24 protein-coding genes are annotated in these 24,011 nt (G+C 62.6%); 15 read left to right on the top strand and 9 right to left on the bottom strand.

Going from position 1 to position 24,011, the window contains the following annotated elements; translation table 11 throughout:
• Positions 1 to 12: 12 nt before the first annotated feature.
• A complete protein-coding gene (locus tag ACP15W_RS10155) occupies positions 13 to 678 on the bottom strand; it encodes a Crp/Fnr family transcriptional regulator (protein WP_424932762.1) in 666 nt (221 codons plus the stop codon).
• Positions 679 to 1,029: 351 nt separating this feature from the next.
• Between ACP15W_RS10155 and ACP15W_RS10160 the strand changes: the two genes are divergently transcribed.
• Together ACP15W_RS10160 and ACP15W_RS10165 are read left to right on the top strand one after the other, a co-directional pair.
• Entirely contained in the window at positions 1,030 to 3,192 is a 2,163-nt protein-coding gene (locus ACP15W_RS10160; RefSeq protein ID WP_424932763.1) for a PAS domain S-box protein, read from the top strand.
• A gap of 9 nt (positions 3,193 to 3,201) precedes the next feature.
• The gene (locus tag ACP15W_RS10165; RefSeq protein WP_424932764.1) at positions 3,202 to 3,582 is read left to right on the top strand and encodes a response regulator; all 381 of its coding nucleotides are present in this window, start codon (positions 3,202 to 3,204) and stop codon (positions 3,580 to 3,582) included.
• 26 nt (positions 3,583 to 3,608) lie between these two features.
• Here ACP15W_RS10165 and ACP15W_RS10170 read toward each other — a convergent pair whose 3' ends face one another.
• A complete protein-coding gene (locus ACP15W_RS10170; RefSeq protein ID WP_424932765.1) occupies positions 3,609 to 4,439 on the bottom strand; it encodes an alpha/beta hydrolase in 831 nt (276 codons plus the stop codon).
• 17 nt (positions 4,440 to 4,456) lie between these two features.
• Entirely contained in the window at positions 4,457 to 4,837 is a 381-nt protein-coding gene (locus ACP15W_RS10175; RefSeq protein WP_424932766.1) for a PAS domain-containing protein, read from the bottom strand.
• Positions 4,838 to 5,035: 198 nt separating this feature from the next.
• Between ACP15W_RS10175 and ACP15W_RS10180 the strand changes: the two genes are divergently transcribed.
• From ACP15W_RS10180 to rpsI, 6 genes are all read left to right on the top strand, one after another.
• Positions 5,036 to 6,367: a hypothetical protein gene (locus ACP15W_RS10180; protein WP_424932767.1), complete on the top strand. Its 1,332-nt coding sequence runs from the start codon at positions 5,036 to 5,038 to the stop codon at positions 6,365 to 6,367.
• A 243-nt stretch (positions 6,368 to 6,610) separates the two neighbouring features.
• Positions 6,611 to 8,563 (top strand): pentapeptide repeat-containing protein, encoded by a 1,953-nt coding sequence (locus ACP15W_RS10185; protein ID WP_424932768.1) that lies wholly within the window; start codon positions 6,611 to 6,613, stop codon positions 8,561 to 8,563.
• A 548-nt stretch (positions 8,564 to 9,111) separates the two neighbouring features.
• Entirely contained in the window at positions 9,112 to 10,035 is a 924-nt protein-coding gene (locus ACP15W_RS10190; protein WP_424932769.1) for a Gfo/Idh/MocA family protein, read from the top strand.
• A 56-nt stretch (positions 10,036 to 10,091) separates the two neighbouring features.
• Positions 10,092 to 10,940, top strand: a complete 849-nt coding sequence (locus ACP15W_RS10195; RefSeq protein ID WP_424932770.1) for an SMP-30/gluconolactonase/LRE family protein — start codon at positions 10,092 to 10,094, stop codon at positions 10,938 to 10,940.
• Positions 10,941 to 11,144: 204 nt separating this feature from the next.
• On the top strand, positions 11,145 to 11,609 hold the full coding sequence (gene rplM / locus ACP15W_RS10200; RefSeq protein WP_424932771.1) for a 50S ribosomal protein L13: 465 nt from the start codon (positions 11,145 to 11,147) through the stop codon (positions 11,607 to 11,609).
• A 3-nt stretch (positions 11,610 to 11,612) separates the two neighbouring features.
• Complete coding sequence (gene rpsI, locus ACP15W_RS10205) at positions 11,613 to 12,098, top strand: 30S ribosomal protein S9 (RefSeq protein WP_424932772.1); 486 nt, start codon at positions 11,613 to 11,615, stop codon at positions 12,096 to 12,098.
• 73 nt (positions 12,099 to 12,171) lie between these two features.
• On the opposite strand, the gene ACP15W_RS10210 is transcribed toward rpsI, so the two are convergent.
• A complete protein-coding gene (locus tag ACP15W_RS10210) occupies positions 12,172 to 12,924 on the bottom strand; it encodes an SDR family oxidoreductase (protein WP_424932874.1) in 753 nt (250 codons plus the stop codon).
• 96 nt (positions 12,925 to 13,020) lie between these two features.
• Positions 13,021 to 13,191 carry a hypothetical protein gene (locus ACP15W_RS10215; RefSeq protein ID WP_424932773.1) on the bottom strand — a complete coding sequence of 57 codons (171 nt, stop codon included), beginning with the start codon at positions 13,189 to 13,191 and terminating at the stop codon, positions 13,021 to 13,023.
• A 108-nt stretch (positions 13,192 to 13,299) separates the two neighbouring features.
• Here ACP15W_RS10215 and ACP15W_RS10220 point away from each other — a divergent pair, with 108 nt between their 5' ends.
• The 3 genes from ACP15W_RS10220 to ACP15W_RS10230 are packed head-to-tail and all read left to right on the top strand — an operon-like array spanning position 13,300 to position 15,859.
• Positions 13,300 to 13,773, top strand: coding sequence for a MarR family winged helix-turn-helix transcriptional regulator (locus ACP15W_RS10220; RefSeq protein WP_424932774.1), 474 nt, complete (start codon positions 13,300 to 13,302; stop codon positions 13,771 to 13,773).
• On the top strand, positions 13,770 to 15,026 hold the full coding sequence (locus tag ACP15W_RS10225) for a multidrug effflux MFS transporter (protein WP_424932775.1): 1,257 nt from the start codon (positions 13,770 to 13,772) through the stop codon (positions 15,024 to 15,026). Before ACP15W_RS10220 ends, ACP15W_RS10225 begins: the two co-directional genes overlap by 4 nt.
• Before the next feature lie 32 nt (positions 15,027 to 15,058).
• Entirely contained in the window at positions 15,059 to 15,859 is an 801-nt protein-coding gene (locus tag ACP15W_RS10230) for an enoyl-CoA hydratase (RefSeq protein ID WP_424932776.1), read from the top strand.
• Between the two features lie 87 nt (positions 15,860 to 15,946).
• Here the strand turns inward: ACP15W_RS10230 and ACP15W_RS10235 are convergent, their stop codons facing one another.
• From ACP15W_RS10235 to ACP15W_RS10245, 3 genes are all read right to left on the bottom strand, one after another.
• Complete coding sequence (locus ACP15W_RS10235) at positions 15,947 to 17,398, bottom strand: heme biosynthesis protein HemY (RefSeq protein ID WP_424932777.1); 1,452 nt, start codon at positions 17,396 to 17,398, stop codon at positions 15,947 to 15,949.
• A 14-nt stretch (positions 17,399 to 17,412) separates the two neighbouring features.
• The gene (locus ACP15W_RS10240) at positions 17,413 to 18,975 is read right to left on the bottom strand and encodes a mitofilin family membrane protein (protein WP_424932778.1); all 1,563 of its coding nucleotides are present in this window, start codon (positions 18,973 to 18,975) and stop codon (positions 17,413 to 17,415) included.
• A gap of 143 nt (positions 18,976 to 19,118) precedes the next feature.
• Positions 19,119 to 19,826: a uroporphyrinogen-III synthase gene (locus ACP15W_RS10245; RefSeq protein WP_424932779.1), complete on the bottom strand. Its 708-nt coding sequence runs from the start codon at positions 19,824 to 19,826 to the stop codon at positions 19,119 to 19,121.
• Between the two features lie 132 nt (positions 19,827 to 19,958).
• Between ACP15W_RS10245 and tsaD the strand changes: the two genes are divergently transcribed.
• Genes tsaD through ACP15W_RS10260 form a run of 3 tightly spaced genes read left to right on the top strand, consistent with a single transcriptional unit; the run spans position 19,959 to position 22,285 of the window.
• The gene (gene tsaD, locus ACP15W_RS10250; RefSeq protein ID WP_424932875.1) at positions 19,959 to 21,056 is read left to right on the top strand and encodes a tRNA (adenosine(37)-N6)-threonylcarbamoyltransferase complex transferase subunit TsaD; all 1,098 of its coding nucleotides are present in this window, start codon (positions 19,959 to 19,961) and stop codon (positions 21,054 to 21,056) included.
• The gene (locus ACP15W_RS10255) at positions 21,053 to 22,009 is read left to right on the top strand and encodes an NAD(P)H-dependent glycerol-3-phosphate dehydrogenase (protein ID WP_424932780.1); all 957 of its coding nucleotides are present in this window, start codon (positions 21,053 to 21,055) and stop codon (positions 22,007 to 22,009) included. Before tsaD ends, ACP15W_RS10255 begins: the two co-directional genes overlap by 4 nt.
• 3 nt (positions 22,010 to 22,012) lie before the next feature.
• Entirely contained in the window at positions 22,013 to 22,285 is a 273-nt protein-coding gene (locus ACP15W_RS10260) for a YciI family protein (RefSeq protein ID WP_424932781.1), read from the top strand.
• A 19-nt stretch (positions 22,286 to 22,304) separates the two neighbouring features.
• Here ACP15W_RS10260 and ACP15W_RS10265 read toward each other — a convergent pair whose 3' ends face one another.
• Complete coding sequence (locus tag ACP15W_RS10265; RefSeq protein ID WP_424932782.1) at positions 22,305 to 23,333, bottom strand: serine hydrolase domain-containing protein; 1,029 nt, start codon at positions 23,331 to 23,333, stop codon at positions 22,305 to 22,307.
• 164 nt (positions 23,334 to 23,497) lie between these two features.
• Between ACP15W_RS10265 and ACP15W_RS10270 the strand changes: the two genes are divergently transcribed.
• Positions 23,498 to 23,917 carry an EVE domain-containing protein gene (locus tag ACP15W_RS10270; protein WP_424932783.1) on the top strand — a complete coding sequence of 140 codons (420 nt, stop codon included), beginning with the start codon at positions 23,498 to 23,500 and terminating at the stop codon, positions 23,915 to 23,917.
• Positions 23,918 to 24,011: the final 94 nt, after the last annotated feature.

Raw genomic sequence — 24,011 nt, forward strand, 5'->3', positions numbered from 1 at the left:
GATTGCTCTTAGTCACACCGCAGGCCCATCGATGGCGTCAAGAATCTCGGGATCGAGATGCATGTAAGCAGGGTCGAAGAGAGCCTCCTCGCGCAACCCGGTCAGATCCAGGATCTTCACCCAACGGCCCTCCTGCGAAATCAGGCCCGACGCTCTCAGATCCTGAAGCGACCGATTCACATGCACGGTCGAGAGACCGAGAATGTCCGCAATATCAGTTTGTGTAACGCCGATTTCGAAGCCGTGTTCCTTCACTTGTCCAACGAGGCTAAGCCGTACATGTAGCTCGCAAAGCAGATGCGCCAACCGCTCGAGGGCCGTACGCCGCCCGAGACTCACGATATGCTGACGTTCCAGCGCGGTCGTGAAGAGCAGGTCCCACCAAAGCGCCGTCGAGACATTGTCGCGCACACTCGCGTTGCGGATATCTTCGAGCGAAACCCGCGCCAGCGTCACGGGGGTCAGCGCGCTGAACCCGTTCTCGATGAAATGCGGTGTGACGCCGAAAGGCTCGCTCAGATCGCCGGGAAGGAGAATGGAGACGATCTGCTGCTTCCCGTTCGGGAGCAGCTTGAACCGGCAAGCCCACCCCTGCAGCACCACGTAGATCGACTTCTGCTTCTCGCCTTCCGCAAGAATATCGCCGCGCGCGCCGTAGCTCTGGATGCGGGTCATCATGGCCCGCAGAACGGCCTGATCTTCTCCGGATAGATGAATTACGTGGTGTAGCTTCTCAATGAAGGGATTCCTGATACCCTGATCTGGCGCTCGATACATCACTGTACCCATACTTCTGAACCGGTCGCGCCATCTCGCGCACGAAACATGAACCGGCATAGCGCCGGACGTGAAAATGGACAATCTCCGCGAACCGACACCGGCAGCAAATCGCCCGCCCGAGGCGCAGACGCCACTTCCGGAAAAATCTAGGTTGAAGAAATCTGGTTTGCTAGATTTTTTAACAGGGGAATCGTTTCGGTCCCGCCCATTCACAACTCCAAGTCGAGAATATCTCGGGAAAATACACCTTTGAAGACAACTCTCACGCCCGCGGAGACGGAGGAGAAGTATCAGGCCCTTCTGGAGGGCATGAGCGACGGTTTCGCTATTCTGGAAACGGTTCAGGACAGCAGCGGTGCCATCGTTGACCTGATCTTCCGCGAATACAATTCGGCCTTCAAGACGGAAACCGGGCTTACTCCCGACGGAGGGTCGATCCGAGAGGTTCTGCCCTATCTGGATGGAATGGGCGTGAGCGATTTCGGCTCCACGCTCGAGACCGGGGAAACCAGTTCCTTTCGGGCCCGCCTTGCCAATACGGGCGAGAGGCGAGTCTTTCGCCGCTTCCGCCTCGGCGGGCCGGGCAGCACGCATATCGGTCTCATCCTCGAACGGCGCACCAACCGGGGCCCGGGCTCGGGTTTGTTCGAGGAAGGCGATGCCCTGCTCCATGCCATGACCGAGCAGTCCGATCTCGGCGTGGCCTTCTTCGACCGGAACCAGAAATTCACCTACGCCAATTCGGCCTATCACCGGATGTACGGCTACAAGCCGGGCGACATGGTCGGGAAGCGCGTCGAGGATCTGACCGTGCCGGAAGACTGGCGGCGCAAGCGCATCCTTCTTGATCGCACGCTCGCCCGCGGGGAACCCTTCTCCATCGACAAGCGCCATACGCGGCCAGACGGCAAGCTGGTCTGGGTCCGCAGCAGCGTCGGGTCGCAGCGCGACGAGCACGGCAATATCACCGGCGGCGCAATCACCTCGATCGACGTCACGGATCTCAAGATCGCCGAACTGACCCGGAAAGACATCGAAGACCGCTACAAGCTGCTGTTCAACTCCATCGATCACGGGTTCTGCGTCATTGAGATGGTGTTCGGGCCACAGGATGAGCCGCTCGATTACCGCTTTCTCGAGGTGAATACTTCCTTCGAGGCACAGACCGGTCTCAAGAACGCCGTAGGGCGCACCGCCCGCGAGATGCTGCCGGAACTCGAGGACTACTGGTTCGAGATCTATGGCCGGATTGCCAAGACAGGCATACCCGAGCGATTCGAAATGCCCTCGGAAGAAATGGGCGCCTACTATGAAGTCTATGCCTTCCGGATCGGGCTTGCGGAGGCGCAACAGGTCGGCATCCTCTTCAGCAACGTAATCGAGAGGGTCGAGGCACAGAACATCCTGCGGGAAACCGAAGCCCGCTTCCGGCAGTTCGGGGAAGCTTCCTCCGATTTCATGTGGATCCGCAACGCAAACACCCTTGAGGTGGAATATCTGAACCCCGCTTTCGAGATCGTTCACGACATCAGCCCACCGGATCTGCTCGCCGATCCCGGCCTGGGCCCATGGCTCGAGATGATCGTTCCCGAGGATCGTCAGGCGATCGAGGAAAGCTTCGAAAGCGTCCGTGAGGGCAAGTCGGTCGAATGCGTCTACTGTCTGGTCCGCCGCACCGACGGGCAGCTCCGCTGGGTCAAGAGCCGGCATTTCCCCCTTATCGACAGCCAGGGCAGCGTGCAGCGGATCGGCGGCATCGGGCGCGACATCACCGAGGAGCGGCAGACCTCCAATCGCCTCGAAGTACTCGTGACCGAGCTTCAGCACAGAACCCGAAACCTCCTCGCGGTCATCAACGCCGTCGCCGGCAGAACCATTCGCCGCAGCAAGTCGCTCGATGAATTCAGAGAGAAGTTCACCGCGCGGCTCGATGCGCTCGAACGGGTGAATGCCCTGCTCTCAAGGCTCGGCGAGGGAGATCGGATCTCGTTCGACCTGCTGCTGGAGACCGAACTCGGCAGCCTGGGGCTGGACGAATTCAATCCCGATGCATCGCCCAATGTCGTCTTCAAGGGGCCGCGCGGCGTGCGCCTGCGCTCCGGTTCGGTGCAGACCTTCGCCCTGGCATTGCACGAGTTGATGACGAACGCGGTGAAATACGGCGCGCTCAGCCGCCCCGAGGGGGAATTGTCCGTCACCTGGAGCGTCGAGACAGAGGACAACTACTCGCGCCTTCAGGTCAAATGGGAGGAGCGGGGCGCTCCGAGGGAAGAAACCTGCCCCGAGGGCACAGGTTATGGCCGCGAATTGATCGAACGAGCGCTGCCATACCAGCTCGGGGCGGAAACCAGCTACGATCTGCAACCCGATGGTCTGCGATGTACCATCGTCATGCCGATCTCGATCAGTTAGGGTGAAGGGATGACAGAGGGGACACAGCCAAGATCGGTGAAGGGCAGCACCATTCTCGTGGTCGAGGATGACTACTTCATTGCCGATGAACTACGAAACGGGTTCGAGGAACGCGGCGGGCAGGTGCTCGGCCCGGTTCCAACGGTGGAGGCCGCGCTCAAGATCATCGAGGCGACGCCCGATCTCGACGCCGCGACACTCGATGTCGCACTCGGGGAGGGCAACGCCTTCGCCGTCGCCGATGTCCTGATCGAGAAGGACATCCCCTTCGTGTTCCTCACGGGCTACAGCGGCTGGGTCATCCCGGAACGCTACGACATGACCGAACGGCACAAGAAACCCGCGCGCATCCAGGAAGTGGTCAACTCGCTCTTCGACGACGAAACCTGACCCCTCGCGCGTCGTTCCCGCCGGGATCAGCCGGCGTTTCCCGCCCGCGCGTGCAGGTCTGCCGCAAATCGCGCCAGCCTGCCCAGCGCCGCCTTTCCTTCCGGCAGAGCATCCGGCCAGAGCGGAAACATGTGGAAAAGGCCGCGGGTCACGTGCAGATGCGTCTCGACGCTGGCCCGCGCTGCCCCGGCCGCGAGCATCAGACTGTCATCGAGAAGGATCTCCGTGCTCGCGGCTTCGAGGTGCAGCGGCGGCAATCCCGAGAGATCCGCCAGCAGTGGTGAGGCATCCGTATGGTCCGGCGCAATTCCCGGCATCGCCATCCGCGCCAGCTCCGCATCACCCGCGTCATCGTTCATGGCATCGGAGGTCCGGGCCCGCGTCGTGCTCCGCCCCGAGCGATCGGTATTGGGCGCAACGAGCGCCAGCCCAAGCACCGATCGACGCAGGGCCACGTTCAGCGCCAGATGCCCACCGGCACTGTCCCCGCCAAGAACCACGTCTCCGCTTGCCGCGACCACCGCCAGCGCATCCTCGAGCATCGCGGGCCAGGGCGCTTCGGGCGCCAGCCGGTATCGCGGAAGGATCACCCGCAGACCCGCGGCCGCCAGCGTCTCAGCCAGCAGCACATGGGTCTCTGGCGCCCCGAAAACGTAACCGCCCCCGTGAAACCAGACGATCTCGGGCCCCTCGCCCACCGCAAGGCACTCCACGCCACCGCGCTCGATCGACCGCGCCTTCGGCTGCACCCCGGCCAGCTCCGCGAACTGCGTGCGCAGGGCCTCCGGCGCTCCCTCCATCGGCACCCGGTCGATGAGCGCCCGCAGCTCCGCCTCGTTTCGCGGACGCCCCCCCATGGCTCCCCCGCGCCCCGCTAGTTGACCGGGTTCTGCGCTCCGATGAAGTAGAGCAACTGCCCCTCGTCATCGAAGAGCGGCCGGATGCGGAGCCGGTTCATGAACGGCTCGCCCGACTTGTGATAGTTGAGAATATCCACCGAGAAGGTCGTCTTCGCCGCAAGCCCGGCACTGATCATCCGGATGGCATCCGGGTTGGTTTCCGGCCCCTGCAGGAACCGGCAGTTCTCCCCGATGACCTCTTCCGCGGAATAACCGGTCTGCCGCTCGAACTCCTCGCTGACATAGATCAGCGGGTTGCCCGGCACATGCGGATTGGTGATGACGACACTCAGTTCCTGTTCGTCAGCGGCGAGCGATGCCGCCAGAAATGCGTCGTCGTGAACCAGTTCGTTCATTTGTCCCTCGCAGCGATATTGATTTCCATTCGACGAAAATCCTAACCGCCCGGCAATTGCCCGCAACAACATAGGATAATGCGGTGCGACAAAACCGGCCTCCCCGAAGCCGCTTCCTGCACCTCGCCGTTAACACGATCTTCGCCAGCGCGCGGCTAGGGAAGGCGGATCAGGAACATGACAGCCCGGAATTGAACCATGGCCACATACAGCTTTGACGCAGTCATCAGCATTGTGAATGAGGACTCGCAGGACTCCGTCTATTTCAACGGCGACAGCGAGTTGACGGTTGTCGCGGCCGACGGCGACGGCTTCGAGTACGAATACAAGAAGAACGGCGGCGGCATCAAGCCCGTCAACTACGAGGCCGAAGGCTACCACTTCCTCGTCGATGGGCTCGACCTGGTCAACTACGACGTCGATATCGAGTTCGGCTGGGGCAAGTTCTCCGGCACCGGCAAGATCACCGTCATGGTCCTGACCTTCATGAAGAAAGACGTGAACGGCCAGGACGAAGAAGTCGTCGTCCTGGTCAATCTCGACGGGGACGACATCCCGAGCGTCAGCAGCACGCAGGAATTCGACGACCTCGAGGGCGAACTGACAGATGTCGGCAGCCACAGCTCCGGCTCGTTCCGCCCCGACCAGCTCATCGAATGGAGCGAGTTCAACTACACCTCGATGAGCGACGAGGACGAGATCTTCGGCACCAAGGGCAAGGACAAGGCCTTCGGCGGCGCGGGCGAGGACACCTTCTACAGCAGCGCCGGCAATGACACGCTCAAGGGCGGGGACGACTGGGACACCGCCTCCTATGCCTATGACAAGAAGGCCATCATCGCCGACCTCTCCAAGGGCCAGGTGAAGAGCGACTTCACCGGAACCGACAAGCTCGACTCGATCGAAGCCATCGAGGGCAGCCGCCGCAGCGACAAGATGACCGGCAACGGCAAGGACAACTACTTCGCCGGGAACAAGGGCGAGGACACGCTCAAGGGCGGCTCCGGCAGCGACCATGTGCGGTACAACAACGAGGACGACTACGGCGGCACCGACGGCATCAAGGTCGATCTTGCCGCCGGAACGGCCACCGACACCTTCGGCAACACGGACAAGCTCGATTCCATCGAGAATGTCGACGGCTCGGTGTTCCACGACAAGATCTTCGGCTCGGATGACGCGAACCGCCTGCGCGGGCGCGACGGCAAGGACAAGATCGAGGGCGGCAAGGGCAAGGACACGATCGATGGCGGCCGGGGCGCGGACACGCTCGAAGGCGGCGGCGGCTCGGACCTGTTCCTCTTCGAGGACAAGTTCGGCAACGACAAGATCAAGGATTTCGACGCCACGAACAACAAGGAGAAGATCGACCTCTCCGAAGTGAGCGCCATCAAGAGCTTCGACGATCTGGAAAACAACCACCTCTCCCAGAAAGGCGATGACGCGATCATCAAGGTGAGCAGCAGCCACAAGATCACCCTTATCGACGTCGACATCAGCGATCTCGGGTCCGGCGATTTCCTGTTCTGAGCACGGCCCCTGCGGGCGCAAGCCCGGGACCGAACACACTCCCGGACCGGCACCGTTCCGGGGGTTTGCGCATCTGCCAACCGGTGCTGACACTGCGCGGTGCTGCGCGCGCGTGAATGACTTCCCCAAACATGCTCGCCTGCAGGGTACCGTTGAGCGGCAACCCCGGATTGCGCCGCCCTTTCCCGGCACGCCCACCCGTGCTAACCATTTCTCATTACAGACAATCCCTTTGCGAGCACCATGGACCCCGATTCCACCGGAACCCCGCCGCAGACCGACCAACCGGGCTTCAGCCTCGCGACGGGCGAAACGGGACTGACGCTCCACATCCCGCCCCTGCCGGATCCCCTGGTCATCGCTATCTGGGCGCTTGGTCTCGGCGCTTTGCTCTTCATCGCGCTCATGCTCATCAACGCTTGGACCAACCGCCAAAAGACCTGGCCGTGGATCACGAAACGCTGGCGCGGCATCATCGGCATTCTCCAGCGCAACTATCTGACCATCCTCATTCCGCTAGGCTTTCTTCTGATCGGCTGGGCGTTCGCCGCCTACATTTGGCAGATTCCCTTCCTGATCGGCCAAATGCTGACAAAGCTTAAGACCGAGATTGCGGGTGCGGATACCCAAGCCATACGCAACATTGGCTACACCTTCGCCGCCCTCGCCGGAATGCTTGCGATCCTCGCCACCATCCCGTTCCAGCTCGTGCGCGTCTGGATCAACGAGCGCACCGCCAAGACCCAGGAAGCCAACCTCACCACCGGCCTGATCAACACCGCAGTCGAGGGCCTCGGCGCGGACAAGACCGTCAGCCGCATCGGCCGCACGGTGATCTTCACGAAGGAAGGCGAAGACGCTCATGGTACCGTTCAATGGCGTGGAGAAAAACCGCCCAAAAAACCAGGCGAAGGCTGGAAACTTGAGCTAGGCGAATGGAAAACCTACGACACCACAGAGCCCAATATCGAGGTGCGCGTCGGCGCCATCCTCACCTTGGACCGGATTTCCCGCACGAACCCCGAAGAACACATCCGGGTCATGGATATCCTCTGCACCTACATCCGGGAGAACGCCCCGGCGAAGGACGCAAAGGACCTTAATCTCGACGATACATTCGAGGACAGCATCAATAGCCTCTCTAAACCCCGAACCGATATCCAGACTGCACTGACCACCCTCGGCAACCGCGAACCGCAGCGCATCGAGAACGAAGAAAAGCGACGCACTCAAGGCGGCGAAACAGGCTACCGCCTCGACCTGCGTGAAACCAACCTGCGCAAAAGCGACCTATCGCACCTTAACCTGAATCGTGCGCGCCTGAACCATGCGCGGATGGAAGGGGCGGACCTCAGGGAGGCAAGAATTCTGCGGGCGGACCTCAGCGAGGCGCAGATACAGGGGGCGGACCTCTCCGAGACACAAATGGGGGCAGCGGACCTTGAGGGGGCACGAATGGAGCGGGCGGACCTCTCCGAAGCACGAATAGAGGGGGCGAACCTCCGTAGGGCGTCGATGAACGGGGCGGGCCTCCGCTTGGCGCGGATGGAGGGAGCGGACCTCCGCCTGGCGCAAATGGGGGCAGCGGACCTCTGGGGGGCGCAGATGAAGGGGGCGGACCTCGGCGGGGCGCAGATGCAGGACGCGAACCTCCGCGGGGCGCGGATGCAGGGGACGGACCTCCGCTGGGCGCGGATGGAGAGGGCGGACCTCTGCGCGGCGCAGATGCAGGACGCGAACCTCAGCGAGGCGCGGATGCAGGGGGCCAACATTCGCGACGCGCGGTTGGAGGAGTCTAACCTTTGGAAGGCGCGGATGGAGCAGGCAGACTTCACCGGGGCCGATCTCAGATCCGCGTATTGGTCAGGCGCACAGACTGCGCTGATTGCCCATTTCGCGGATTTACGTGGTGCGCAAGACCTAACGCAAGCTCAGCTCGATCAGATGATCGGCAATGAGCATACACTCCTGCCCGATCACCTGGCCCCAGATACAGGCCGGCCCTATTCCATACCCACCTGCTGGAAAGAACCGCCCGAAGCCTTGGTCATCGCCATGAAGCGCGTGGGCTACGACTGGGAAAAGGACCCGGATGGCTACTGCTGCCCACCCGGCGAGGAGCCTCAACGCACCGGAAAACCGCTGGCCCTCAACAAGCCCTACCCGCCGGGGCACCCTCTCGCCGAGCGGGATTAACCTTTTCCGCCGTTAACCTTCGTTACCAAATCCCGAAAAAGCAGCCATACGGTTTCCATATCGAAACCATACCGATTCCATACGGATTCCATACTCCCGCAGCGCCCGCCCGAGGGGCGCCAGGCGCAACCCTACCAGCCGTTAACCATTTGGGTGCAGATTGCGGTCATTCCAGTCACGCAGGTCATTGTTCTGCGGAAAAAGTTGTTTGAAACGAGTAATTTGAACACAATCCGTTTCCTGTCCGGGTGTCTGAACGTCCGGCGTTACGGGGCGCAATTTCCGCACCCCCTCATCCCGAGCATGAAACTTGATTGTCCCTCCCGGCGCGGGCGGTCGGATCGCCGCCATTTCGCGATGCCTCCACCGTCCGCGCCTATTGGGAAACCCTCAAAAGTACAATAAATACAATGCACTAGGCGCATCCTACGCAGCCATCCCGATCATCACCCGGCCACCCCGGTAGTGTTCCCACCCGCATGTCCCGGAAGGCAACACTTGCATCGGAACATCTGCGCAGACAGAAGACCTGAGGGAGGAAAACAAACATGAGCATTGATATCGCCATCATCGGCGTCGGAAAGATCGCACGCGACCAGCATGTGCCTGCGATCAATGGCAACAAGGCCTTTCGCCTTGTCGCGACAGCAAGCCGATCCGGCGGCATTGAAAACACCGAGAATTTCGACACCATCGAAGCCTTGCTTGCCGCACGATCCGATGTTTCGGCCGTATCGCTCTGCATGCCACCTCAGGTTCGCTTCGCGGCGGCCGTCGCTGCCATCCGGGCGGGCCGCCATGTCATGCTGGAAAAGCCCCCCGGCGCGACCATTGCCGAGGTTCGCGCCCTAGCGACTCTTGCTCGCGAGGCCGGTGTCACGCTCTTCGCCACCTGGCATTCCCGCCATGCGGACGGAGTTGCGCCCGCCAAGGCGTGGCTGGCGGAGCGCACGATCCGGAAGGTGCGAATCGACTGGATGGAAGACGTGCGCGAATGGCATCCAGGTCAAGCCTGGATATGGCAGGCCGGCGGGCTCGGGGTGTTCGATACCGGAATCAACGCGCTCTCGATCCTGACCGAGATCCTGCCCTTCCCGGTCCACCTCGCCAAAGCCGATCTCTCATTCCCGTCGAACTGCGATACGCCCATCGCCGTGACGCTCGACTTCGCGGCACCCGAAAATGCAGAGGTGGGCGCGGTCTTCGACTGGCGCCATGAGGGCGATCCGGTGTGGAACATCACCGTCGAAACATCCGAGGGCGTGCTTCGGCTGCGCAATGGCGGAGCCGTGATGGAGATCGATGGCGAGACCCAGACGCTGGAAGATGTGGGGGAGTATCCCGGCCTTTATGCCCGGTTCGCGGATCTCCTGGCCCAAGGTGCATCGGATGTCGACGATACACCGCTGGTTCACGTCGCCGACGCGTTCATGCTCGGACGACGAGTTGCCGTAGAGCCCTTTACCGAGTGAACCGATAGAGAACAGGCGCGGCAATACAGACGCAGGACATCAGGCGGAACGAAAAAATGAAATCGCAGATCTTCGATGAGCGTCAATGCGAACTGGGGGAAGGGCCGTTCTGGCATCCGGAGCGAAAGCAGTTTTTCTGGTTCGACATCCTGGGCAAGCGGCTTTTCTCACGGCTGGGAGATCAGTCGCTGGAATGGGATATGGAGGATTTGAGCTCTGCGGCCGGCTGGGTCGATCGAGACACGCTTCTCATCGCAACCGAAACCGGGCTCTACCGCTTCTCGCTTGCAACGGGAAAGCGCGATCTGGTGGTGGAGATCGAGGCAGACGACCTGACGACGCGCTCCAATGACGGACGCGCCGACACACGGGGCGGTTTCTGGATCGGAACGATGGGCAAGGCGGCCGAGGCGGGCAAAGGCAGCATCTACCGGTATTATCGGGGTGATCTCCGCCGTATCGTCGCGGGCATCACCATTCCCAATGCGATCTGCTTCGATCCTTCAGGTGACCTCGCCTATTATGCCTGTTCGACGTCGCGCCAGATATTCCGGCAGCCGCTCGATGATGCGGGCTGGCCGGATGGCCCGGCCAGTGTGTTCATCGATCTGCAGAAAGAAGAGATGAACCCCGATGGCGCGGTTGTCGATCAGGAAGGTTGCATCTGGAACGCTCAATGGGGCGCATCGCGCGTGGCTCGCTATCGGCCCGATGGCGCCTTCGACCGGGCCGTTCCGGTGCCGGCACGTCAGGCAAGTTGCCCGGCCTTTGGCGGTGAGGGTGGCGATCTGATGCTCGTGACATCCGCACGAGAAGGGCTCGTGGACATTGATGCAGCGGACGGTCAGACCTTTCTCGTTTCTCCGGACGTCCGGGGAGTCGTGGAGCCGAAGGTCCGGATCTAATTGGCGAATCTCGCCAGTTTAATGGGGTATAATGATACCATAATTTCAAAGCATTGATTTTTCAAGTTTAATTCCAAAGATTCCGGATTGACCTTTGCAGTGGTTCGGATAGAAGGACGCTTCGTTCGGAACATGAGCGCGACTCAGGAGCGCGGCCTTTGCCGCAGCCCTTGTCGTGCAACCTACAAACCAGACGGACATGAGATGAAAACCTATTCGGCCAAGCCGTCAGATATCGAAAAGAAGTGGGTCATCATCGATGCCAATGGCATCGTGCTTGGCCGTCTCGCGACCCTCGTCGCCATGCGTCTGCGTGGCAAGCACAAGGCGTCCTTCACCCCGCATATGGACATGGGCGACAACGTCATCGTCATCAACGCCGACAAGGTGCAGATGACGGGCCGCAAGCGGACCGACAAGAAATATTACTGGCACACGGGTTATCCGGGCGGCATCAAGCATCGCACCGCCGAGCAGATCCTCGAGGGCAAGCACCCCGAGCGTGTCGTGCTCAAAGCCGTCGAGCGCATGCTGCCGGGCGGTCCGCTGAGCCGCAAGCAGATGTCGAACCTTCGCGTCTATGCTGGTGAAGCCCATCCGCATGAAGGCCAGAGCCCCGAAGTGATCGATGTCGCCGCGATGAACCCCAAGAACACCCGGAGCGCATAACCCATGGCTGATTTCTCCTCGCTCGAAGAGCTCAAGGATGCCGTTGCCTCCGAGGCCCCGGCCACCGAAACCGCACCTGTTCGCGAGCCCGTCCGTGACGATCTTGGTCGCTCCTACGCCACCGGTCGCCGGAAGGACGCCATTGCGCGCGTCTGGATCAAGCCCGGCTCCGGCAAGGTCGTCGTCAACGACAAGCCGATGAACGAGTATTTTGCACGCCCCGTGCTGCAGATGGTGATCGGCCAGGCGTTCTCCGTCGCGAATGTCACCGGACAGTTCGACGTGATGGCCACCGTCAAGGGCGGCGGTCTCTCGGGTCAGGCCGGCGCGGTCAAGCACGGCATCAGCCAGGCACTCTCGCTCTACGAACCGAGCCTGCGCCCGGCGCTGAAGGCTGCCGGCTTCCTCACCCGCGACAGCCGCGTGGTCGAGCGCAAGAAATACGGCAAGCGCAAGGCTCGCCGGAGCTTCCAGTTCTCCAAGCGCTGATCGCCAGGTCCCGTTTCAGAAATCCGAACCGCCGCAGATCCCATGCGGCGGTTTTTTCTTGGGTTGCTTCCGCTCACGTCTTGCAGATGGAGTTCCCCCCATCGGCCAGCATTGCTGCTCCGGTTACAAACGACGCCTCGTCTGAGAGCAGGAAAAGCGCCGCCCGCGCGATTTCCTCCGGCTCGGCCATGCGCTTCAACGCGTGAAGATTACGCACAAAAGCATGCGTCCCGGGATCATCTCCCGCCATCTCCGTGCGGGTCCCGCCCGGCAGAAGGGAATTTACGCGGATCCCTTCCCCGCCGTGCTCTGCAGCAAGTACCTGGGTCATGCCGACAAGCCCGGCCTTGGCCGAAGCATAAGCCACCATACCAGGAAGCCCAATCGTGTGACCAACGAACGACGAAGTAAACACGATCGATCCGCCCCCGCGCCGCTGCATGGCCGGGATCTGATACTTTGCCCCGAAGAATCCAGCCTTCAGGTTGATGTCCTGGACGTAGGACCAGGTCTCCGCGGACATATCCACCACTGGCCCCATGTCGCCGACCGTGCCCGCATTGTTGAACGCACCATCTAATCCGCCGAACTCTGCTTCTGCGAGGCCAACGAGCCGCTTGGCCACGTCTTCCTGCCGAACATCTCCCGCAAGCGTGAGAGCTTGCGCCCCCGCGGATCGAAGCTCCGCCGCCAACTGCTCCAACAGCGCCGCGCGCCGCGCGGAAAGGACGAGCGATGCGCCTTCTTCTGCGAATATTCTGGCGGCAGCTGCGCCGATACCACTGCTCGCCCCGGTGATAATTATGGATTTGCCCTCAAGCCGCATCGGATTGCCTCCATGAAGATGTGACATGAGGGCTAGCTTTCAGCGCGGCGACTTCGCGACCCGTTTCTTGCGCAAAATAAGCGAGCCGTCCCTGGCTTACCCCATCCTATCCGGTGCCCAGGCATCAATGAGCCCCGTGGCCTTCAGGATCGCGTATGTTACCAGAAACGCCAGAAAAGCGTAGAAGGCACGCCGCGGTCCCGGCTTTCGGGTGAACAATGCGATGATCGCGAAAATCACCGCAAACAGGAAAAGCAGCCTGATCATGGCGGCACTATGCCCGTCCACGCGCCAGACGCAAGCAGCCGTCGGTCTTGCCATCGGCATTTAATAAGCCTACCTGACCATCAGCTTTGCTGACGATGGAAATCTGCGATGACCGAAGTAACCGACAACCTCAACTTCCTCGTGCTGGAAATGTCGCGCTTGATCCGCGCGGGCTTCGAAGAGCGCGTGACGGAAACGGGGCTCGGGGTGACCGCGTCCGAGGCGCGGCTGCTCGCGCATCTCCGCCATGTCGGCCCCATGCGCCAGATCGATCTCGCGGAACGGTTGGGCGTGGGTCAGATGAGTGTTTGCGGTTTCATAGATCGGCTGGAAAGCGCGGGACTCGTCACCCGCACCGCAGACCCGGAAGACAGGCGCGCCAAACGGGTCAGCCTGTCCGCCACTTCCGGTCCGGTCCTTCGCCAGATCGAGGCAATCGGTGCGACACTCCGCGAGACTGCGCGCGGCGACATGACAGATGAAGAATGGCGAACGCTGATCGCCCTGACCCGCAGGGCGCGGGACAATCTCGCAAATGCGCGATCCTCGCAGTGCGAAAAGACCGCAGGAGAGACGGCATGAGCATTCCCGCCGAAGCGAGCACGACCGAACAGGATCAATCTGTGCCCTCCCCGGCGATGAGCGAACGCAGGGTCGCCCTCATCGGTGGCCTCTTTGTCGCGATCGGTCCTGTCTCGATGGCGCTTTATACCCCGGCAATGACCGAGATTGTTCGCGCGTTCGGCACGAGCGAAGGCCTGGTCAAGCTGACCCTTACCCTCTATTTCGCCGGCTTTGCCTGTGCGCAGCTTGTCGCGGGTCCGCTCTCGGATGCCTTGGGTCGCAGACCCGTGACGCTGGCCTTCATGGCAATCTATTGTGCCGGAAGCCTGCTGGCACTCGCAGCCCCCGGCATCGAAGTGTTGCTGCTGGCCCGGTTCATTCAAGGCGTCGGCGCATCGGCCGGTGTCGCGATCTCCCGGGCCATCGTGAGGGATCTCTTCACCGGGGACAGGTCCTCCGCGATCATGAACCTGATCGGGATCATCCTCGCAATCGGCCCCGCGACGGCGCCGACCATCGGGGGGCTCACACTCGCGGTCGCCGGCTGGCGCATGATCTTCGTGCTCATGGTTCTGATCGGTCTCTCGGTCATGCTGACGACGATCTTCGCGCTGCGCGAAACCGTCGTGCCTGACCACCGGAAACTCTCGTTCCGCGCTCTCGGCCGCAGTTACGCGGATGTCCTGCGAAATGCGCGGTTTCTCGGCGCCGCGGGCGTGGTCGCGGGCAGCATCGGAGCGCTCTACGCGCAATCCACTTTCCTGCCGTTCATACTCATGGATCGTGTTGGCCTCACCCCGACGCAGTTCGGGCTCGGAATGCTCATGCAGAGCGGCTTCTTCATGGCAGGTTCGCTGGCCTACAGACGCCTGCTGCGACGCTATTCCGCGGATCTGCTCCTTGCACCTGGCCTCTGTTTCATTGCCGCGGGAAGTGCCGGCACCTTCTGCCTATTGTTCTGGGATGCGACTTTCCTGCGCGTCATGTTGCCAGTCGGCCTCTACGCTGTCGGCATCGCTTTCGTCATGCCCTCCATGAGCACGGCTGCCCTTCTACCCTTTCCCAGATCGGCCGGCGCCGCAGCTGCCATGATGGGCTTCCTTCAAATGGGAGCCGGGCTGATTGTCGGAACGATCGGGGCAACCTTCGGCAATGCCCAACTCGCCATGGGGTCGCTTATTCCGGCGATGGGTCTCTTCGCAATTCTCTGCGCCGCATACTATCGCCGTACCGAGCAGCTGGATATGCTGCGCGCAATGCACACGCGATAGGGTGCAATTCTTACAAGACAAGGAGAGGAAACTTGGCAGACGATATTCTGCTGCGTGAAGATCAGGGCGCGGTTGCGACACTAACACTCAACAATCCTGCCAAACTGAACGCGCTGTCCGGGGCGATGCTCTCCGCGATGCAGGCTGAGCTTGATGCGCTTGCCCAGGATCAGAAGGTTCGCGTTGTGGTTCTGCGCGCTGCCGGAAAGGCGTTCTGTGCCGGGCACGATCTGCGCGAGATGACCGATGCACGTCAGGCGGAAGATGGCGGCCGGGCCGGTTTCGAGGCTCTCTTTGCGACCTGCTCGCGCATGATGATGTCCATCGTGTCCCTGCCGCAGCCGGTGATTGCCCAGGTTCACGGCATTGCGACCGCAGCCGGATGTCAGCTTGTGGCCACATGCGATCTGGCCGTTGCCGCCGAAGGCACGCGTTTCGGGGTGAACGGCGTCAATATCGGCCTTTTCTGCTCGACGCCGATGGTCGCCCTCACTCGAAATATTCCGGCCAAACGTGCCTTCGAAATGCTGACGACCGGGGATTTCGTCGATGCCGACGAGGCCCGTGCGCTGGGACTGGTCAATCGCGTTGTGCCCGAAGGGGATCTCGGATCAGAGACCCAGGCACTTGCGCTGAAGATTGCCAGCAAGCTTGGCCCGGCCGTCCGGATCGGCAAGCGCGCCTTCTACGAACAGGCCGCGATGGATCTCGGGGAAGCTTATTCTCACACGGGTCAGGTCATGGCGGCCAACATGATGCGCGATGACACGGCCGAGGGAATTGAAGCATTTCTCGAGAAACGCAAACCAGCGTGGAACCAGACGACGGAATAGCCGCGGGCGAACGCAAACGTGCGGTTCAATTGAAAGGGGCCGGGTCTCTTCAGAGATCCGGCCCCCTTTTTTCCGTGCCACCCGGCGTCAGGCCGTTGCGGCGCTCGGCTGGCCTTCTTCGCCCTCGTCGGAAGCATCTTGCGGATCCTCCGCCGGTCCTTCCACTGGATCGATCAGCAGAGGCAGCATGGATGCTGGCGCATGGCTGCTCGTTTCCTCGACCTTGGGCGTCTTCCAGGCCAGTGTATCGAATGCACCACAGCCCTCGCAGACCGGGATCCACGCCGGATGCACATGGCCGCATTTCTCGCAAACCCATTGCGGCCCGCGCGGCGCGTCGATTGCCCGCGCCAGCCACGCCCGCACCTCGGCTTCGGGCGCGCCCTGTCCCCGCTCGATCGCGGCCATCAGGGCAAGGCTTCGGGTGGTCGGGTTGGTCTCCGCAAGATCGCCCAGCGCCTTGCGCGCACCGGGGAAATCCTCGGCCGCAAGCGCGAGTTCAGCCCCGAGGAGCTTGCTCTCGGCATCGCGAGGAGCGGCGGAGATCAGGCTCTCGAAGCGCTTCCGGCGGGCCTGGGGCGTTTCGTCCGGCACGATTGCCGCATAGGCCGCCGCGAGATCCGGATGGGGGTTGGCCGCCCAGGCGCGGTTGAGCACCTTCTGTGCCTTGCGCGGCATGTTCTTCTCGACCAGCACCTGTGAGGCGAGAACCGCAGCGGGGACAAGCGTCGGCGCCAGCTTGTTGGCCTGCAACGCCGCATCATTGCGCCGGGCGGTATTGCCTTCCTCGGCGGCGACACGGGCATCCGCAAGCGAGAGCACGGCATCACGGCGGTGTCCGACATCGCGCGGCAGCAGCCGGGAATGCACCGAAGCATTCAGCGTTTCGCGCGCTCCAGACCAGTCCTGCTCGCGCGATTGCAGATCGAACAGCGTGCGCAGAAGCGCGGGGTTGTCAGGACGCAGGGCAAAGGCCTTCTTGGCCAACGCGAGAGCGGTGGTCGTGTCGCCTTCCTCGAGCTTCTGCCGCATGAGCCCGCTCACGCCAACAAAGCGCGTGCGGCGATCCTCGAGAAGCGTCTTGTAATATCCAATCGCCTTGGTCTTGTCGCCATTCAGCTCCGCGGCCTGAGCCTGCACCAGTCCGGTGACATCCTTGCGACCGAGAAGCCGCTCGGCCTTGGCGGCCTTCTTTGCCGCCTGACGGGAATCGCCGGCGGCAAGCGCAATCATGCCGTCCGAGAGCGCGTTGAAGCCCCGACGCTCCCGTGCGCGGCTGAAATGCCGGGTGAGCGCGGTTTCGTCACCGAGCAGAAATCGCCCGAGCGCATAGAGAAAGCTCAGGATCTTCAGGACCACGATGGCGGCCACAAGCAGCACGACAAGAGCGATGAGCGTGCCGACGGGAGTAAGGGACCATTCGCGCCCGGCGAAGGCAATGACGACCTCGCCAGGCGTTTCCAGCACCCAGGCGAGCCCGAAGGCGAGCGCCACCGCAATGGCGACGAAAATGAATATCTTGATCAGTGACCAGAGCATGTTCTCCGCCCCCCTCAATTCACGGCCGGTTGGCTGGATTCAAGCTCGGCCAGCCCCGTATCGGCGGCTTCCCGCATTTTGGCATCTTCGAGCCAGTCGCCAAGTGCCTCCGCAGCCTCGGACGGCAGCGCCGCGGATTCGGCAAGCGCGCCCTCGAGATCGCCGTTGTTCAGGCTGTCTTCCATGCGGGACAGCACGGCATCGGTGCCCTCCCCTTCCTGCGGCTCGAGCGAGCGCGTGGCAAGCTGGGATTCGAGGAAAGCGCGCGAACGATTCAGGAAACCATCTCCCGCCTCTGCCTGAATGCTCGCACGGATCGCACCATGTGCATCACCCGGAAACCGGTCGCGCAACATCTGCACCGTGGGCACGCCGCTTGCAGCCGCGGCGCTCAGCCCCTCGGGGAGGCTCACGTTCTCCGCCGCTTCCAGTCGGCTCGCGGGCTCTTCGAAGGGCTGTCCGCTCGCGAGTGCGGCGCGGATAAGAGCAATATCGGATTCGATTGCGGCCGCATCGAGAGACTTCTGCGTTTCTTCCTGGATCTCGGCGACCTGTGCGCTTGCACTTTCCTGGATTTCGATGACCTTGGCTTCAGCCGCGTCGATGGAGCGATCGGCCGTAGCGGCGACCTCGTCGATGCGGTGGCCAAGCGATGCAACGCTCTGCGAGAGTGTGCGAACCTCGCCACGAAGCCCCTCGAGTTCCGCCTCGTAAAGATCGATCTGGGCATCGGCAGCGGATGTGCCACCTTGCGACAGCTGTTGTTTGAGGGAGGCGAGCTCGCCGGCCTGCCCGTCGAGGGCGCTCTGAAGCCCGGAAATCTGCTCCGCGGTATTCGCGCCGCCGAGATCCTCCACTTTCGCCTGCAGATCCGAAATCTGGGTGTCGATGGCTCCGCGCGCATCTGCAACGGCCGCATCGACGTCCTCGGACGTTGCCACGTTGGCAGGCACTTCGTTCACCTGAGCGCGCAATGCGTCCAGCTGTTCGCTCAAGGTGGCGAGTTGCTGGCTCTGCGCGGCAATCTGATCCTCCGTTTCCGACGACGTTCCCGGCGAAAGCCACTCGGCAACGGGAGCCATGCCAGAGGGTAGCATTGGCGCTAGCTTCGGTGCCCCCCAGATGCCCAGCGCGGCGCCCAGAATCAGAACAATGAGCAGCGTAAGTGCGCGTGCCGCAAAAGAAGACCCCTCGTGGTGTTCCTCATGATCCTCGTGGTCGTCGATTTCGTCCTCCACGACCGGTTCTTCTCGGTCAGCCGTTTCCGCCTCGCCGTACGAATCGTCGCGATAGGGGGTCTCGGCCTCGGCGGTGTCCCTGGGCTCGGCAGGCTCGGGATCGAAACCCGGTTCGGATCCTGGAGCCTCTTCGGATTTCACAGCCGGGTCGGTTGCCGATTCGTCAGCCCAGACCTCATCAGCTGTCGATTCCTGCGGTTCCGCCAGGGGTTCGGCCGCAGGGCCGTCATCGGTCTCTTTGGTCACCGATCCCTCTGTCTCGGCTTCTTGCTTGCTGTCCGCATCGAAACCCGATGCGACCTCTTGGTTCTCGGTCGCATCTTTTTCATTCGCCGCCATAGAGCTTTCCCCACGCACCTGGAACTTTGGCCGGATACTAGGCGAAGCAAATTTTCTGAACAAGGAAAAGACCCAAAGCGAGAAATTGCCCGCCATGATTAACCTGCGGCGACGGCGAATCGGCCTGATGGGCCCCCATCTGCCTAGAGTTCGCCCAACGCCCGGATCATGCCCGCACGCCCTGGATGAGACGCGATCCGTCGGCCCCCCAGCGCAAGATCGCCCAGCCCCGCATCCGCCGCGACGCTGAGCGAAACCGATGTGGTGGAACCAAGCTGCCAACCCGCGGCACGGGCCTGCGCCTGGAAGATCGCGGCGGTGCGCGGAGAGAAGACAGTCAGAACATCGACGTTGCCCGCCGCAAGCAGGTCTGCCGCTTCGCCATCTATCCGGGCCTCGACCTGGTCATAGAGCGCGGCGGCCCGCGTTTCGATGCCCGCCGCCTCGAGCCGGTCGTCAAGCTTTCCTGCGGCGTGTATTCCCCGCACATGCAGGCACGCACCGCTTTCGGGGGCATGACGCGCGATGACCAGATCCGCGAGTGTCTCGACGTCGCCCTCGGCCGAGCGGGCGTCGAAGCCCGCGCGGCGAGCCGTCGTCGTCGTCATTGCCCCGACGCAATACGCGGGGATGTTCCGATTATCGCTCAGGCGGACGAACTGCTCGACACCGTTCGCGGAGGTAAAGAGCAGGGCCCCGACACCAGCGAGCTCGATCTCGGCCTCTACCGGCTCGATACGAATTGCAGGTGCGACGATGGTTCGGAACCTGCCCGGCAGTTCGGCCTCGACCGCTGCGGCGAATTCCTTGGACTGAGGCTCAGGGCGAATGAGAAGGAGGACCTTGGACAAAGCAAACCAGCCTTTCGGGGATCCATTGTAGTTCGACTATCGAACGCCACCTGCCGTTGCGCGCAGACAGGCCCGGTGTTACCTGCGCGGGATCGGCAACGCAATCACTTGCGCCCGGAATGGCGGATGGAGATGCAGGCAAAACGGATCATACTCGGTATCGAGAGCAGCTGCGATGACACGGCGGCCGCGCTCGTCCGTGCCCAACCCGGCCTTCCGGTGGGCGAAATCCTTTGCTCCGAAGTATTCCGCCAGGACGATCTGCATGCCGATTTCGGCGGCGTCGTGCCGGAGATCGCGGCGCGCGCCCATGCCGAGCGGCTCGATCTCGTCACCGAAGCCGCACTTGGCCGCGCCGGTCTCACGCTTGGAGATGTTGATGCGATTGCGGTAACGGCCGGACCCGGGCTGATCGGTGGCGTGCTTTCGGGCGTGATGTTTGCCAAGGGGCTTTCCGCGGGCAGCGGCCTGCCGCTCTATGGCGTGAACCATTTGGCCGGGCACGCGCTGACCCCGCGGTTGCTGGAGCCGATCGAGTTTCCCTATCTGATGCTGCTGGTCTCGGGCGGCCATTGTCAGTTTCTCTCCGTCGAAGGGCCCGGCAGTTTCCGGCGGCTCGGCGGCACCATAGACGATGCCCCAGGCGAGGCCTTCGACAAGATCGCCAAGCTCCTGGGTCTCGGCCAGCCCGGCGGGCCGGCGGTGGAAGCCGAGGCGCGCTGCGGCGATTCGAAACGCTTCAACCTGCCCCGACCACTTCTCGACCGACCTGGATGTGACCTCTCCTTTTCCGGCCTGAAGACAGCGGTCCGCCGCGCGCGCGACCAGCTGGTAGAAACGAAAGGCGGCCTCAGCCGAACGGACCGCGCCGATCTTTGCGCCGCCTTCCAGGAGGCCGTGGTCGATACGCTGGCCGAGAAAACTCGGCGGGCCTGCGCCGCATTTACGGACGCACACGGTCCCGGCCTGCTGGCTGTCGCGGGGGGTGTCGCAGCCAATGGCCCGATCCGCGCGGCGCTCGAACAGGTTGCCGCGCAGGCCGGCTTTGGCTGGACAGCACCACCACTCAGCCTCTGCACCGACAATGGCGCGATGATCGCCTGGGCCGGCGCGGAACGGATGGCAACGGGCGGACCTGACGATCTCGGCCTCTCGGCGAGACCGCGCTGGCCACTGGACACGAAAGCCGCGCCGCTAATCGGTTCCGGCAAGAAGGGAGCAAAGGCATGATCGCCGTGATCGGGGCAGGCGCTTTCGGTACCGCACTGGCCGTGGCCTTTGCCTCCGCCGGGCGCCCGGTGACGCTGTGGGGGCGCAACGCGGCCAGAATGCACGCGGCAGAAGGCAGCCGCACGATTGACCGCCTCCCGGACGTGACCCTGCCGGAAGCTGTCACCTGCACAAGCGCGCTCGCGGATCTCGCGCATGCGGAAACGATACTTCTTGCCCTTCCCGCGCAACAGACCGGCGGTTTCCTGGGCGATGTGGCGGGGAAACTGCCGGATGTGCCGCTTGTTCTCTGTGCAAAGGGGATCGATGCCCCAAGCCTCCGCCTCCAGACGGAAATCGCCGGCAACGCCGCGCCGGGCCATGCGCTCGCAGCCCTCACCGGACCGGGATTCGCAGGTGAGATCGCACGCGGCCTGCCAACGGCGCTGACTTTGGCCTGCGCTGAGGCCAAACGTGGCGCGACCCTGCAGCATCTCCTGTCCGGACCGAGGCTTCGGCTCTACCTGACAGATGACGTCATCGGTGCGCAGGTCGGCGGGGCGCTGAAGAATGTCATTGCGATAGGCTGTGGCATTGTGGAAGGCGCTCGGCTTGGTGCCTCGGCGCGCGCTGCCCTGATGACCCGAGGTTTCGCCGAAATGTCGCGCCTCGGCGTGGCGATCGGCGCACGGGCCGAAACGCTGGCCGGTCTTTCCGGGCTCGGGGATCTCTCGCTCACCTGCAATTCCCTGCAATCGCGCAATTTCGCCCGCGGGGTCGCCATCGGAAAGGGCGCGGAGATACCGCAAGGAACGGTAGAGGGCGTTGCCACGGCTCGGGCGGCCTGTCGACTGGCCGCGCATCATGGGATCGAAATGCCGATTGCCGCTTCGGTGGCGGATGTGCTCGATGGGAACCTCACGCTGGATGCCGCGATGGACGCGCTCCTTGCCCGTCCGCTCAAGGAGGAATGAAAAATGCTGTTTGCCCTGATCTGCAATGACAAGCCGGGTCATCTCGAAACCCGGAAAGCCAACCGCGAGGCCCATCTGGCCTACATCGCGGAAACCGGCGTGGTGGAGCAGGCGGGGCCGCTTCTCGATGCGGAGGGAAACATGTGCGGCTCGCTGGTGATCCTCGATGTCGCCGACATGGCGGCAGCCGAGGCCTGGGCCGCAAACGATCCCTATACCAACGCAGAGCTTTTCGCGTCGGCTGAAGTCCGGCCCTGGAAACGGGTCATCGGCTGAGCAGCCCGCTTGTTGGAACTCAGACCATTTCGGCGGCCGGAATGATCCGGTCCCCGATAAGGTCAAGCAGATCGCCAAAATACCCGCCGCTGCGGGCCGGTTGCGTCGGGTCGGAGGTGATGGCGACAGTCATGCCCAGATCCGGCACAACGCAGATCACCTGCCCGCCATAGCCACGGGCGAGTGCGAAGCGATGCCCCTGTGCACGCCCCAGAAACCAGCCGTAGCCATAGTCGAGCCCGGAAAATGGCGAGCGCGTCCGAGGCTCGAAGGAAGCCCCAACCCAACCCGCGCTCAGAACCCGCGTTTCGCCCCAGGCCCCGCGCAGGCGGTACATTTCACCGAACCGGACCAACGCCCGCGGGCTCAGCGCCATCTCGTTGCCACCGAGGTAGTATCCTTGCGGATCGCGTGTCCAGGCCGGCACATCGAAGCCCAGCGGATCCCCGATCCAGTCCCGCGAAAGCGCAAGCAGGCTTCGCCCTGAGGCGGAACTGAGCACCGCGCCGAGCACATGGTAGCTGCCCGTGGAATAGGCCATCCGCTCGCCCGGCGACGACACCATGGGCCGCCCGAGCGCATCGGCAATCCAGTTCGGGCTGGAAACCCAGGAACCGTAGTTCGCTCCGGAGGTCCGCTCGAGCCCCGCCTGCATGGTCAGAAGATCCGCCACAGTAATACCATCGACAGCGGGGTCGGCACCGGACGGGATCAGCGAGGGCGCCACCTCGCCGATCGTCGCGTCCACCCCCGGTATCACGCCCCTGTCGATGGCGGCGCCCACCAGCGCGGCAACGAACGTTTTCGAGACGGACTTCACATTTACCGACCGATCCAGACCCGGCCCCCGGTAGTTTTCGGCCAGGACCGTTTCGCCATCGACCGATACGATGAGCGCATGAAGCTGATCGAGAGCCGCCGCAGATTGCCGGACACCGCCCCATCCCGCCAGCGGCTCGGCGACCGTCAACCGCGCGGAAAGAGTCAGGGCCAGACCGCCCCCCAGTACCGATCTCCGCGTCTGACCATCCATCGACTGTCGCATCATCCCGGAACTCTTTGCCGAATACACCGGGACCATCCGTCATAAGCCCCTCTTCGACCAATCAGATCTTCGTGCGTGGTGCCGCCGCGGCTCCCGCGAATACCGGTGGTCTTGCCAAGTGACGCTCGAATACGCATGAAGCGGTTGGCGAAACGGGAGCACGCTTGATGAACTACTGGTTGTTCAAATCCGAAGCCTCGACCTGGAGCTGGGATCAGCAGGTCGCGAAGGGCGAAACCGGCGAGGAATGGGACGGCGTGCGCAACTATCAGGCCCGCAACAACATGCGCGAGATGAAGCTCGGAGATCGTGGCTTCTTCTACCACTCCCAGAAAGACCGCGAAATCGTCGGAATCGTCGAGGTCTGCGCCGAGGCGCACCCGGATTCAAAGACCGACGATCCGCGCTGGGAATGTGTGGACATCAAGGCCGTTGCAACCATGCCGACACCCGTCTCACTCGACATGTGCAAGGCAGAGCCCCGCCTTGCCGAGATGGTGCTGGTCAACAATTCGCGCCTTTCCGTTCAACCTGTCACCGAAGAAGAATGGCGCGTTATCTGTGAATTGGGCAATTATTCTGGATAACCCGACCGAATTACAGCCAGCTTGCGAGAATAGCCCGCAATTCGTTATATGACCCGAACTTAACGAATTCTTATCCAATAAACCCCTGTAATGC

Origin of the sequence: Amaricoccus macauensis (assembly GCF_049800915.1) — a bacterium.
In the GTDB taxonomy this organism is placed as follows: domain Bacteria; phylum Pseudomonadota; class Alphaproteobacteria; order Rhodobacterales; family Rhodobacteraceae; genus Amaricoccus; species Amaricoccus macauensis_A.